This is a genomic window from Pseudoalteromonas sp. SR41-7 (assembly GCF_014163935.1).
GTDB classification, from domain to species: Bacteria; Pseudomonadota; Gammaproteobacteria; order Enterobacterales; family Alteromonadaceae; genus Pseudoalteromonas; species Pseudoalteromonas distincta.
Genome location: NZ_JACJEF010000003.1, coordinates 191841 through 204479, shown reverse-complemented (window position 1 = coordinate 204479; position 12639 = coordinate 191841). Strand labels below are relative to the sequence as shown.

Annotated in this window: 12 protein-coding genes; 3 read left to right on the top strand and 9 right to left on the bottom strand. The window is 40.1% G+C overall.

All coding sequences use genetic code 11. The annotated features are described in order from the left end of the window. Positions 1-24: 24 nt before the first annotated feature. The 5 genes from H5092_RS05510 to H5092_RS05490 form a co-directional block, all read right to left on the bottom strand. A complete protein-coding gene (locus H5092_RS05510; protein ID WP_182733055.1) occupies positions 25-1203 on the bottom strand; it encodes an MFS transporter in 1179 nt (392 codons plus the stop codon). Then, positions 1200-2519 carry a lysine N(6)-hydroxylase/L-ornithine N(5)-oxygenase family protein gene (locus H5092_RS05505; protein WP_182733054.1) on the bottom strand — a complete coding sequence of 440 codons (1320 nt, stop codon included), beginning with the start codon at positions 2517-2519 and terminating at the stop codon, positions 1200-1202. Before H5092_RS05505 ends, H5092_RS05510 begins: the two co-directional genes overlap by 4 nt. Beyond that, entirely contained in the window at positions 2519-4057 is a 1539-nt protein-coding gene (locus H5092_RS05500) for an aspartate aminotransferase family protein (protein WP_182733053.1), read from the bottom strand. The genes H5092_RS05505 and H5092_RS05500 overlap by 1 nt, the downstream gene beginning before the upstream one ends. A 340-nt stretch (positions 4058-4397) precedes the next feature. Next, positions 4398-5075 carry a haloacid dehalogenase type II gene (locus H5092_RS05495; RefSeq protein ID WP_182733052.1) on the bottom strand — a complete coding sequence of 226 codons (678 nt, stop codon included), beginning with the start codon at positions 5073-5075 and terminating at the stop codon, positions 4398-4400. Positions 5076-5150: 75 nt separating this feature from the next. Next, positions 5151-5927: a class III extradiol ring-cleavage dioxygenase gene (locus H5092_RS05490; RefSeq protein WP_182733051.1), complete on the bottom strand. Its 777-nt coding sequence runs from the start codon at positions 5925-5927 to the stop codon at positions 5151-5153. Between the two features lie 105 nt (positions 5928-6032). Here H5092_RS05490 and H5092_RS05485 point away from each other — a divergent pair, with 105 nt between their 5' ends. Together H5092_RS05485 and H5092_RS20620 are read left to right on the top strand one after the other, a co-directional pair. After that, a complete protein-coding gene (locus H5092_RS05485; RefSeq protein ID WP_182694855.1) occupies positions 6033-6938 on the top strand; it encodes a LysR family transcriptional regulator in 906 nt (301 codons plus the stop codon). Position 6939: 1 nt separating this feature from the next. Further along, positions 6940-7113: a LysR family transcriptional regulator gene (locus H5092_RS20620; protein WP_310736006.1), complete on the top strand. Its 174-nt coding sequence runs from the start codon at positions 6940-6942 to the stop codon at positions 7111-7113. An 86-nt stretch (positions 7114-7199) separates the two neighbouring features. Here the strand turns inward: H5092_RS20620 and H5092_RS05475 are convergent, their stop codons facing one another. Further along, complete coding sequence (locus H5092_RS05475) at positions 7200-8081, bottom strand: LysR family transcriptional regulator (protein ID WP_182733050.1); 882 nt, start codon at positions 8079-8081, stop codon at positions 7200-7202. Between the two features lie 115 nt (positions 8082-8196). Between H5092_RS05475 and H5092_RS05470 the strand changes: the two genes are divergently transcribed. Continuing rightward, complete coding sequence (locus H5092_RS05470; protein WP_182733049.1) at positions 8197-8922, top strand: aspartate/glutamate racemase family protein; 726 nt, start codon at positions 8197-8199, stop codon at positions 8920-8922. A 67-nt stretch (positions 8923-8989) separates the two neighbouring features. Here H5092_RS05470 and H5092_RS05465 read toward each other — a convergent pair whose 3' ends face one another. The 3 genes from H5092_RS05465 to rmuC all read right to left on the bottom strand — a co-directional run bounded on the left by H5092_RS05465 (position 8990) and on the right by rmuC (position 12476). After that, the gene (locus H5092_RS05465) at positions 8990-10150 is read right to left on the bottom strand and encodes an aldo/keto reductase (protein WP_024596529.1); all 1161 of its coding nucleotides are present in this window, start codon (positions 10148-10150) and stop codon (positions 8990-8992) included. A 616-nt stretch (positions 10151-10766) separates the two neighbouring features. Beyond that, positions 10767-10958, bottom strand: coding sequence for a DUF3185 family protein (locus H5092_RS05460; protein ID WP_024596528.1), 192 nt, complete (start codon positions 10956-10958; stop codon positions 10767-10769). 51 nt (positions 10959-11009) lie between these two features. Then, a complete protein-coding gene (gene rmuC / locus H5092_RS05455) occupies positions 11010-12476 on the bottom strand; it encodes a DNA recombination protein RmuC (protein ID WP_024596527.1) in 1467 nt (488 codons plus the stop codon). Between the last annotated feature and the right edge of the window lie 163 nt (positions 12477-12639).

Here is a 12639-nt window from a genome sequence, read left to right as displayed (position 1 = left end):
AAAACTCCTAAATCTTTTTAATTATTAAGTGGCTGTGTGTGCAGCTTGGCTAACAAATTTAACGCGCCATAGCAAAATAGCGCCAAGGCTTGCAAAGCCAATGGCAGCAAAGTAAAAAGGCACGGTGGTATTAAAATATTCCACACTCATACCCACTAATAACGACGCTAAAATAACGCCAATATTTTGCGCAACATGCACTTTGGCAAAATCACTGCCGTAGTGAGCAGGCTCGCTTTTAGCAAATAACATCACTTCTAATAAAACCATGACCTGAAATAGCGCTATACCGTATAAAACGCGAGAGCTGACAACTAACCACACCGACTCTTGCGCCTGTAAATAAAGCCCAATAGCGCCAAAAATAAGCGCGCACGAAAACGTACTGGTGCGGCTAAGCGTAGGAAGAGGTAAGTGCTGCCTAAAGTGGTTAAACAACAGCATAAGTAGGGCTGAAAAAGCAGGTATGGCGTACACAAGCGCGCTTACAAACGCACTGCTTTGTGCGCTCATACCTTGCCAGTGGGTAGTAAAAAACGGCCTAATTAAAAAGGCGCTAAAATAAACCACCACGCTTATAAAGCAAAATTGCCAAATAAAATACGGCGTACGAGTGCGCGGTTTTTCGCTTTCAATCGCGTGCTGATAAATACCTAACTTTAAGCTCACCATTAAATAGGCACACAGCAGCACTTGTATTACATCGCCCGCAGCACTTAATAACAATGCATAACGCGGTGCATTTATACTAAAAAAGTACCCGCCCACTAACGCGCCGCCAATAGCACCAAAGTGCATAAGTACCGAAAACAAGCCAATAATAGAAAGATGCTTACTTTGCTGCTCTAAACGCAGTGCAAACGGGTAAATAAGCAGGTAACTGGCTTTAAGCACCAACATAAGCTGATAATAAAACCAGAATTCCCACACGTTAGTTGCAAAATAGCAAAGCAAACCAAAGCAGGCGGCAATCACTTGCGTTACAAGCCAAAGAGCCAACTCGTGGTATTTTTTGGCAACCTTTGCCCACAGGGGCAATGCGAGCATAACGGTAATACAACAGTTAGCTACAAACACCCCAATAAGTGTGGGATTACTTACAGAAAATTCGCTGGCAAAAAATTGCGGATAAAACGGCAGTAATAAGGTGTCGCACACTACCGAAATAACCGTAAGCAAAATAAGCGCTAAACGTAAACTCATGCGGCGTTACTCTTTTGCTGTGAATGGGTTTCTACATCGCTTAAATCAAAACACTGAAAAGCAATTTTTTGCTCAACCTGATACGGCGCATAACCGAGTATTTCGCGCAAAATTATACTGTTGCGATAACACGCCATGCCTAAATCGGGGGTTACAAAGCCATGGGTGTGCTGCTCTGCATTTTGTACAAATATACGTTTTTGGTCGCTATCTACCGCATACTCGCGGCTAACTAAATAGCGGCCTTGTTCATCTTCTGGGAGCTGCTGCGCAATAGGGTTTAAAAAAGCGGGGCGCTTGTATTTAAAGCCCGTGGCACAAATTAAGTAATCGGTTTTTATTTCAAAGGCTTCATTTAGCTCTTGATGATAAAACTCAGTTACTAAGCGCCCAGCACTTTTACGTGTATTAGTAAGCTTACTGTTAGTTTTAAATGTGGTAGAAATAGGCCCATCTAGGCTTTGCGCGTAAAGGGTGTCAAAAATGTCATTAATTAAATCGCCATTAATGCCTTTAAATAGGTTTTTTTGATTTTTGTTAAGCCAATCTCGTTGCTCAGTTTTTAAATTATAAAAGTAATCAACATACTCAGGAGAGGTCATCTCAAGGGTGAGTTTAGTGTATTCCAGCGGAAAATAACGCGGCGGTCGCGCAATCCAATCTAGTTGCAAACCTTGTGGCACAGCTTGTTGTAATAAGGTGTGATAAATTTCAGCAGCACTTTGCCCAGCTCCCACAACCGTAACCCGTTTAGCAGTTTTTAGCTCATCAAGGCGGTGGCAAAAGTCGCTACTGTGCATTACGTTATTAGAATTACATTGCACTGCACAATCAGGAATATATGGGGCAGGGCCAGTGCCAAGCACTAAGTGGCGCGTAAGGTATTGTTGCTCACCACTTGGGGTTTTACAGGTAAGGGTATAGCACTGAGTTTGCTGGCAAAATTCAACCTTAGTTACACTTTGCTTAAAGCTTACGTTACTAAGCTGCGAGCACACCCACTGGCAATATAGGTTGTATTCTTTACGCAGTAAAAAAAAGCTCTCGCGAATATAAAATGGGTATAAGCGATTATTAAGCTTGGCATAATTTAAAAAACTGTACTGGCTAGTAGGATCTGCAAGGGTCACCAAGTCAGACATAAACGGCGTTTGCAAAGTAACACCTTCTAGCATCATTCCTGGGTGCCAATCAAATTGGCTACGTTGCTCTAAAAATAAGCTTTTAACGCCCTCTAATGGTTCACTTAAACACGCTAACGATAAATTAAACGGGCCAAGGCCAATGGCTATAAAATCATAAGGTTGGTTACTCATTATTTTTGCTCCTTATACGTTTGCCACGCAATAGTGCTAATTTGTTCAAGCACGGCGCGCACATCGCTCAATTGGCACTGCGCATTGAGTAACGTAAATTTAAGGTAGTGACGGCCGTTAATTTTGGTGCGCGCAATCATGGCTTCACCGGTATTTAAAAATGTTTGGCGTACGTGCAGGTTTAGGATATCGAGTAAATCGGGATTATGTTTTAGCTCTTCTGGCGCAAAGCGAAATACTAGCGCGCTAAGCTCTGGGTAATTTATAACTTCAAAATCAGGGTGGTCGTTAAGCACAATGTGGGTTTGACGAGCAAGCCCAATTACTTTATCAAACGCTCGGCCAAGTGGCGCCTCGCCCATAGTACGCAGTGTTAACCAAAGTTTTAAGGCATCAAAACGGCGTGTGGTTTGTAAGCTTTTATCAACTAAATTTGGCGTGCCATTGCCGGCCTCAGCTAATGGGTTTAGATAGTCGGCGTAAAGGGTAATATGGCTAAAGTGGTGTTTGTCACTTAATAAAAAAGCACTGCAGCTAACCGGCTGCATAAATGATTTATGGTAATCAATGGTAATTGAATCTACTTGTTCTATGCCGTTTAAAGCACTTCGGTGATGCTCGCTTACTAGTAACCCGCCGCCGTATGCGCCATCAACATGGCACCAAAGCTGCTCTTTTTTAGCAAGTTTTGCTATCTCTTCAATAGGGTCAATTGAGCCGAAATCGGTTGTACCTGCGGTAATTACCACAGCGATAGGTAAATCGCCCTTAGCTTTAGAATCCGCAATTGCGTGGTTAAGTGCGTCCATATCCATTTGCATTTTATTGTTTGTAGCCACGGGCACTACCGCGTTATAACCTAAGCCCAGTAATGCCGCTGCCTTTTGAATACTAAAATGCGCCACCTCAGAGCAATAAATACGAAATCGCGAGGCTACATCCGGCAAACCTTGCAGTTTTACTTCGTGATTTGGTGCATAACGGCTTACAGCTACTTCGCGTGCAACAAGCATTGCCATTAAGTTCGATTGTGTACCACCGCTAGTAAAAACGCCATCAGCAGTGCTAGGTAGCTTTGCTTTTTCACAGCTCCAATCAATTAGCTTTTGTTCAATAAGGGTCGCGCCAGCGCTTTGATCCCAGGTATCTACCGAGGTATTAATTGCGCCAATTATGTGCTCAGCCACAACCGCAGGGTATGTAACAGGGCAATTTAAATGCGCCATATAACGCGGGTGATGAAAATATACAGCGTGATCTAAATACACACTTTTAAGCTCGTTTAATACCGCAGGAAAATCAGCAAGAGGTTTGGCTAAATCTACATCATTAACAGTGGCGGCAAGCGTATTAACCGACACACCAGAAAACGGCTTTTGCGCTTTAGCCATGGCTTGTTGTACAGCCGAAAGCCCCTGCAGCGACGCTATTTGATAATTAATAAACTGATCGAGATTAAATTGCGGCGGTAGGCCATTTTGCTCAAATAAAGATTGGTTTTGGATAGGGCTGAGCTGTGCAGTTTGTAATCGTGACATATTTCGCTCCTTGGTGCTTATTTGGGTTCAAGGATCTTAATAGTAATAATTTGCATTATCAATAATGATTAAGGACTAAATATAGGGTTATTATCGTACTTAAGGGAAAGTAATTAGTTATAAGGAATTACTTTTAAAACTACCGATGTATATAAAATGAGTTATGCAAATATTTAAAGCGCATACTATTTAATTAGGTTTTTTAATAATGCGATATTTAAAAAGTGAGGAGAGGTAAGTTAAAGCAGTCATATTATAAGTGGCTAACAAATTTAAAAAGTGGACCCCATTTACAGCTAGGTTTACACCTAAAACTGTAAATTGGGTATAAAAGTACGGCTTAATTAACGCTTTCTAATTTTGCTTTTAAATCAAGTAAGTCGGTTGCGATAGTATTTGGCTGTATTTCCCACGGATCGAAAATAGATTCTTTAGATCGTTGAATCCACGCCGCGCGCATACCATGCGATATGGCACCGGTTACATCAAACGGATTACTTGATACAAGCCACGTGTTTGCGCCTGTTGAATTAGTTTCGCGTAAAAAGTGGCTATAAACCCCTGGGTTTGGTTTAAAGGTTTTAACGTCGTCGGCACTTACTACCCCTTCAAAAAGCTCATTAATGCCAGCGGTTTCTAATAAGGTATGAACTGCGTCGGCAGCGCCGTTTGAAAATGCAAACAAACGGTAATCCTTCGCTTTTAATTGCTCAAGGCCTGCTTTTACATCATCGAACGCAGGAAGCGTTTTATAAAGCTCTAGCAGTTGCCCCTTTTGATCTTCACTTAGCTCGGTTTTGTGCGCTAAGCAGGCGTAATCGAGTGCGTGTTTTGTACATAGCGAGAAAGGAATATAATTTTGCATTAATCCACGTCTAAATGAATACTCTAATTGCTTTTCGCGCCATGTATTTGAAAATGCTTGGGCGTTATCGCCAATCATGTCGTCGAGTAAGGACAGTACGCCGTGAGTGTTTATTAGCGTACCGTATACGTCAAATGCAAGTGTAGTTGCCATGTTTGCTCCGCAATAAATTAAGTTGGTTTTAGAGTACTTGCTTACAGCTTAACTTACTTTGAACGAACGCTCAATTTAATAAAACTTATACGCATCAAGCGCTAAAACATCCATTTCGATGTCTTCATGTATTTTTTCGGCTTTACCGTCACTACTTCCTAGCGCTGCAAAAAGAGGTAAAAAGTGCTCCTGGGTAGGGTGATTAAATAAAGCATGGGGTGCTTCATTTAAATAGTTAAGTAACGCTTGGGTGTTTTGCGCTATTAATTTTTGCTCAACCCAATAGGTAAACTCATCAACCATTTGAACACGATTAGGTGTTGCAGGGCTTTTAAATATTTCACGTAGATTGTGACTAATCCCGCCGGAGCCAATAATTAATACGTTATCGCTGCGCAGTGGTGCAAGTAACTGCCCGTATTTATACATAGCCTGAGCGCCCAAACGCGTGTTAATAGACACCTGAACAATGGGAATATTAGCTGCTGGGTACATTAAGCGCAGCGGGATCCACACACCATGATCCCACCCTTGATCTGCATTTTGCACCGTTTTAATACCCGCTTTGTAAAAGTACTCACTAATAGTATTAGCAAGCTTAGGGTCCCCTGGTGCTGGGTATTGAATTTCATACAGGGGCTTGGGGAAGTTATAAAAGTCGTGAATAGTATGCGGCGCATCTCCGGATGTAATAACTATATCGTGCGCTTCATCAAAGTGGGCAGAAAACACCACAATAGCACGTGGTTTACTCACCGTTTGACCTAATGATGCAAGAAAATCTGACGTAGCCGATTGCTGAACAGCCATCATTGGCGAGCCGTGAGATATAAATAAAGCAAGTTGAGTCATACTAAAACCTTAAACAAATAAACAAGTTATAAACACTATATAAGTTTCTAATTTGACGATAAATATGACACTTATTTATACATTATCAACAAAGTACTGTTAAAGATGGATAAACTCACCACCATGAAGACCTTTTTAGCCGTTGTGCAAGAAGGATCGTTTTCAAAAGCGGCCGATAAACTCGATATTTCGCCGCAGTTAGTCAGCAAATATATTTCTGCGCTGGAAGATAATCTACGCACGCGTTTATTACACCGTACAACGCGAAAAGTAAGTGTTACAGAAGCTGGAAATCAATATTATCAGCGTTGTCAGCAGGTGATTATTGATATTGAAAACATGGAAAACTCACTAAATAACTTAAGCGAGAATGTCTCGGGTGTGCTTAGTATTAGTGCACCTATGTCGTTTGGTACTAAGCATTTAGCAGGTTTGCTGGTTGATTTTCAAAAGCAGTATCCAAATTTAAAGTTAGATTTACGGCTCACCGACCAATATGTAGATATAGTAGAGCAGGGTATTGATATTGCTCTACGCATTGGCGTATTAAAAAACTCAACGTTGATAGCTAAAAAAATTGCACCTATACACCTAGCGGTGTTTGCATCACCCGACTATTTAGAACGCCATGGCACGCCACAAACGCTTTTAGATTTACAGTCACATAATTATTTACGCTATTCCCACAGCGAACCCACAAAGCGATTATTTGGGGTTAATGAGTTAAAAAGCGAGCTAAAGCTTGAAAGTAACTTTGTGGCTAACAATGGTGATTTGCTACTAAATACAGCCATTGCGGGTGGTGGTATTGCTATGCAGCCAACATTTATAGCAGGGGAAGCACTGGCTCAAGGTAAAGTAGTGCGCATTTTAAATGACTACGAACCCGAGCCAATGGGGCTTTACATGGTGTATGCAAACAGACAGTTTTTACCCAGTAAAGTACGTGCGTTTGTTGATTTTGCAAGTGGCTATTATGGCGATACACCTTACTGGGATTTAGGACAGTGATATATCGATAAGTAATCAATTAACGTTATTTGTAGATGTAGTGCAACAAGGCTCATTTGCCAAAGCCGCAGCACTGCATGATATGGATAATTCGTCACTATCTAAGCAAATTAAAAAAGGGACAAAACACCCAATTATTATGGAAGTAAAAATCCATAATAAAATAGGAATATAATTAAAATACAGATTCATATTACTGTGAGCGCGTTAAATTAATAATGCCCATTTTACTGTAATGGGGGTTTACAGTAATTTTTTGCGTTATACATTTAGCTCTTTTAATTTATTCCAGACGCTCTCGCCGCCAGGGTGAAGCGCTGCATGGTACCGATACGCATAATATGTAATAGGTACGCAATGATGCTTTTGGCCAACCACAACTAAACTTTTCTCTTTTAGCTCTTTAGTAATGACATAGTTTGGTAACCAAGCAATGCCATTACCCTCTAAAGCCTGTATTTTTAAAAGCTCTGTCATCGACGATACAAATACTTTTTTAAGTTTAGAGCCCGATATTATCGGCTCTAACTGCCTACCCATATAAGAATCTAAACTGTAAGCTAAGTGAGGTACAAACCCATCACTTTCTAAATTGTATATTGCCTTACCGTTTGCATTGCAGGCACTCACCGGCAATAACTCTGCACTGCCTATTTTTTGATGACTAAACGGAGGTAACTTTAATCGTTCGTTATCAAAAGCAATAAGTAGGTCACATGCGCCATGTTCGAGCGTAGCTGTGGCTTTATCAACATCAATGGCTTCTATATTGAGGACTACTTTGCGATCACTTTTACTATGAAAGTTCGACAGCTTTAGCGCTAAAAACGTAGCTAATGAGTGCGCTGCAGCAACCTTTACTGAGTGAGTTTCTTCAGAGGAGAGTTCTTCTAACATACTCACTGAGTTATTCATTTGGTTTATTAGATTACGCGCTGTTATATGAAATATTTTACCGCTTGAGGTAAGTGTAATTGGTAAGCTCTCTCTATCTATTAGCTCTGCACCTACGGCTTCTTCTAATGCTTTAATTCGTCGACTAAAAGCAGGTTGCGTTATATGCCTAAGCCTTGCGGCCTGCGAAAAGCTTTTTGTATTAGATAAGGCCAAAAAATCTTCTAACCATTTACTCTCTATATTCATAATACTCACTCAAGATATGCAATTTAAGCATGGCCAGTAAAATAATAGCATTATTCAAAACAAAAAAAACACGATAAATTTAACCCATACAGTAACAACTTATCGGAATATAACAATGCTTAGAACACTAGGAATATTGGGAGGAATGGGGCCTTTGGCTACCGCCTCATTTATGAATCAAGTAATTGCGTTATCACCTGCTAAGAATGATCAAGAGCACATACCTATGTTTATAAGGAATATCCCGCAAATTCCTGACAGAACAAATTTTTTAATGGGTATAGAAGATGAAAATCCATTTTTTGAGCTTAAAAAGGGTTTTAACCAACTTACTAGCTTAGGTGTAAGTTGCATTGTTATACCGTGTAATACCGCGCATTATTGGTACAACGCACTAACGCAAAATGCTGATGTGCATACCATTAGTATTGTACAAAGCGTTATTAAGCGCGCAAAGGCAACGGGCAGACGTAAGATAGGGATATTAGCAACCACAGCCACGCTCAATATGCGGATATATCAGACGGCATTTAGTAAGCACAATATTAAATTTATTGAGCCTAACGAGCAGCAGCAAACATTTATAATGCAAGGTATAACGGCGGTTAAGTCAGGAGATTTAACCTCAGGACATAATCTTTTAAAACAAAGTTATGAGCTAATGCTAGCCCACGGTGCCGATACAGTACTATTTGGTTGCACCGAAATACCGCTAGTTTTAAATGAACAAGTATTAAATTCACCCGATACATGCTTAGATACCATCGCGATTTTAGCGCAAGAGTGCGTTAATTGGGCTTATATAAGCACTCAACAATCAACCCTCTCAAGTGTGGCTTAATTAAACATTAGTTATAAATAGGTGTGCTTACACTGGCGCATTTAAGTAGCACACCTAAATAGCCAACTTACACTGGCGCGTTTTGTTCAATCAAGTTTTTAGCTTTTAACTCACTCCAAAACGCATCCGGAATAGTAACCTTCATTGAGGCTACATTAGCTTTAATTTGCTCCTCCGTGCGTGCCCCAGGAATAATTGAGGATACCGTTGAAGGCGCCTCTGCAAACTGCAGTGCAGCTGTTTTAATATCAATCCCATGTTTAGATGCAATGTCGCTTATTGCATTAAACTTTTGCTGCATAGGCCCTGGAATTTTAGGCGAGTAATTAAAGCGGTTACGACCGGCTAAAAAACCACCATTAAGCGGCGCACCAATGACTGCTGAAATACCTCGTTTATCAAGCATAGGAAAGGTTTTATCAAGTGCCTGCTTGTGATCTAAAATTGAATACTGTAGCGCTAGTAAGCAAATATCTGGGTCTGACATATCAAGCGCTTTATAAACAGCATGAGGTGTATTTACTCCAAAACCCCAGCCTTTAATTATTCCTTCATCACGCATTTTAGTCAGCTCAGGAATAGCACCTTTAGCCGCTTGATCAAAATACTTAAGCCAGTCATCTCCCATATCGCTGTTTTGTGGTGATAAATCGTGAATATAGACAATATCGAGTGAGGCGACACCAATACGATGCAAAGTATCTTCTATTGAACGGCGCGTGCCTGAGGCTGAATAATCATACTTATAATGAAACGGTGAGTGATCAGCCCAATGCCAACTATTTTCTAAAGGCTCTGCTGAAGGGGTAAGAAGGCGACCTACTTTTGAGGATAAAACATAATCTTCACGCTTTTTGTTTCGAAGTAAATCACCGAAGCGCCTTTCGCTTAAACTCAAACCGTAAAAAGGTGATGTATCAAAATGACGAATACCAGAATCCCATGCTGCATTTAGCATTGTTAAAATTTCTGTATCGCTTGATATAGTATTAAAGCCATTCCCGGCGGCAAGGCCGCCCAAGCCCATTCTTGATTCCGGCCGGTAATGCTTAGCGTTAGTAACATCGTTTGTGGGTAGAGCAGCGCTTTTATCTATTGAGCCTTTAGTTTGCATAACACTGCCGTTAGACATTTTTACCTTTAGTTGCTCAGCCAAAGCTGAAGCACTAAAAATAGAGCCTAAACTTAAAGCAGCCCCTGCTTTAATAAAATTTCTGCGAGATACCATGTGACTATTCTCCTTGAGTAGGTTAAATATCTACGCTCTAAGCTAGTATAAATAACAACCAAACTCAAGCAAGGAAAATATCATAAATGACAATACTATCAATAAGATAGTTAAATTAACAAACACTGAATAGACGTTTGAATTAACATTTATAACTGATTATTTTCTTTACTCGTATAGTCCTTTTAAATGCACAAAACAGTGCACTTTAATAGCTTGATAAAAAAGCATACTTCCAAATTGGTGCACGCTTTAATACTCATTTATACAACATAAAATGGTTACATTTATTAGATGTGTACAAATTAGTAGACAAAACCGCAATAAATTAAAGATGCACAAATAATTTCACTAGCAAAGCGATTGCGGCAATAATTGGCTAATTTAACCGAGCGTAGTTGAAATAATTGGGGTAAATATTACTGAAGCGTTTATTTTTGAAGGTTTGCCTTGCAATACACGGCGTATTTTACTCTTTCACAATGCCATTGCTGGCAAGCCCTGTAAGAGTTTTATCTTGCCAAGTAACACTGTGCAGTGCAGCAAATTGCAACTAAATTCAACGTAGTTAGCGCTGAAAATAGCTGCTTAAATAGATCAATTATTCAAGTTCAGGTTACTTGAGCTTTTTAATACCAATTAACACACAGATGGCACCGCCAATAATACCCGCCCATGCTTCTATTGGTGTGTCGCCACTAAATGCACGGCTAAGCTGCGAAGCCGCCGCATCATACACGTCGTATCCCCACATAATTAAAGCGATACCTATAACGATTAAAACAATTCCTACAATCTTATTATTCATAAATACCCTTAAGGTTTAACTTACATAAACTAAATAAAAAATAAATCAGGGTTAATCTAATTCTAATTGAGCACGTTCTACGCTCTCACTAGGTAACTCTTTTTGTACCGATACACCAAGCTCTTTAAACTCTGATGCTTGTTTAATTAAATTACCTTTACCACGGTATAGCTGCGAAAATGCTTTATCATAACTTTCTTTCGCTTTATCAAGCTGCTTACCTACACCTTCCATACTCAATAAAAAACCATTGAGCTTGTTATAAAAACGCTCCGCTCGACTTGCCAGCTCTTTTGAGTATTTAGTTTGCTCTTCAAAACGCCATAACTGTTTAACAATATTTAAACTAGTAAGCAAAGTCGTGGGTGTAGCTACCAGTATATTTTTTTCGATTGCTTGTTGGTAAATATCGCTTTGATATTTGAGTGCTTCTACAAAAGCTGATTCTATTGGTACAAACATAACCACCACTTCTGGCGAGTTAATACCTGGTAAGCGGTCGTACGATTTACTCGCAAGTTCATTAATACGCGCTGTAACGGCGTTTACATGCTCTTTAATTGCTTGATTAGCATCTAGATCATTTTCAGCATTCACGTAGCGTGTATAGGCATTTAATGAAGTTTTAGCATCAATAACTAAGTGGCGACCCTGTGGTAAGTACACAACTACATCAGGGCGTAAGCGGCCATCTTCAGTGTTAAACGACACTTCGCGCTTATAATCAACGCCTGCACGTAAGCCAGCACTATCTAATACGTTTTCGAGCATAAGCTCGCCCCAATTACCTTGGGTTTTCTTTTGCCCTTGTAGGGCGTTACTGAGCTTGTCGGCTTGATCTGTTATAGCTTGGCTTTTAGCTTGCAAATGCAGTAGCTCGGTTTTAAGCGCAGTCCGTTGTTTTATGTCTTCAACGTGCATTGATTCCATTTTTTCTCTAAAGCCTTTTAGCTCGCCTTGAACTGGTTTTAATAATTGCTCAATGCTTTCTTGATTTAAGGTTTTAAAGCTTTGTGATTTTTCTTCTAGAATTTTATTGGCTAGGTTTTCAAACTCTTTTTTGAGCGTATTTTTACTTTGCTCAATTTGCGCGAGTTGCTCGCTAAAGTTTTGCTGTTTTTGCTCAAGGGTAGTGCGCATATTATTATATTCAACATCGCGCTGATTGTATTGTTCACGAAGCGCTGCCAGCTCGCCTTCGGCTTTACGCCAAAAGTGATTGTATTGAATGCTTTGTTTTTCTTGTTCGCTAAAACGGGTTTTAAAATGCTGCGCTTCATCGCGCTGCTCTTGGTGAGTATGTTCTAGCAGTTCATGATCTTCTAGCAAGGCGCTGTATTGCAGCTCTTTATTATCAAATTGGTTTTGTAACAGGGAAAGCTGTTGCTGCTGTTCGCTTATTTGTAGATGTAGCTTTTTGCGAAGCCGTGTTGATACAGCGCCGTAAAATAGGGCGCCTAAAGCAACACCAGCACCAGCGCTTAACCAATCAATATTAGTGAGTACTTGAGTGAGCATAAAATAAACTTATAAAATTTAGAGACATGCCATCATAACCAATAACCAACAACAGAAGTAGGGGAGTTAAGAAATTACAGACATAAAAAAACCAGCTTAAAATAAGCTGGTCAAATATTACTAAGTTAAGTAATCAAAGGGATAATCAACATGTGCCCGAGCA

What these genes read in the sequence shown, in the direction of transcription:
- H5092_RS05495 (WP_182733052.1), bottom strand. Translation starts at nt 5,075, where the DNA reads ATGGCAACTACACTTGCATTTGACGTATACGGTACGCTAATAAACACT.
- H5092_RS05460 (WP_024596528.1), bottom strand. Translation starts at nt 10,958, where the DNA reads ATGAATAATAAGATTGTAGGAATTGTTTTAATCGTTATAGGTATCGCT.
- H5092_RS05505 (WP_182733054.1), bottom strand. Translation starts at nt 2,519, where the DNA reads ATGAGTAACCAACCTTATGATTTTATAGCCATTGGCCTTGGCCCGTTT.
- H5092_RS05490 (WP_182733051.1), bottom strand. Translation starts at nt 5,927, where the DNA reads ATGACTCAACTTGCTTTATTTATATCTCACGGCTCGCCAATGATGGCT.
- H5092_RS05475 (WP_182733050.1), bottom strand. Translation starts at nt 8,081, where the DNA reads ATGAATATAGAGAGTAAATGGTTAGAAGATTTTTTGGCCTTATCTAAT.
- H5092_RS05470 (WP_182733049.1), top strand. Translation starts at nt 8,197, where the DNA reads ATGCTTAGAACACTAGGAATATTGGGAGGAATGGGGCCTTTGGCTACC.
- rmuC (WP_024596527.1), bottom strand. Translation starts at nt 12,476, where the DNA reads ATGCTCACTCAAGTACTCACTAATATTGATTGGTTAAGCGCTGGTGCT.
- H5092_RS05465 (WP_024596529.1), bottom strand. Translation starts at nt 10,150, where the DNA reads ATGGTATCTCGCAGAAATTTTATTAAAGCAGGGGCTGCTTTAAGTTTA.
- H5092_RS05510 (WP_182733055.1), bottom strand. Translation starts at nt 1,203, where the DNA reads ATGAGTTTACGTTTAGCGCTTATTTTGCTTACGGTTATTTCGGTAGTG.
- H5092_RS05500 (WP_182733053.1), bottom strand. Translation starts at nt 4,057, where the DNA reads ATGTCACGATTACAAACTGCACAGCTCAGCCCTATCCAAAACCAATCT.
- H5092_RS05485 (WP_182694855.1), top strand. Translation starts at nt 6,033, where the DNA reads ATGGATAAACTCACCACCATGAAGACCTTTTTAGCCGTTGTGCAAGAA.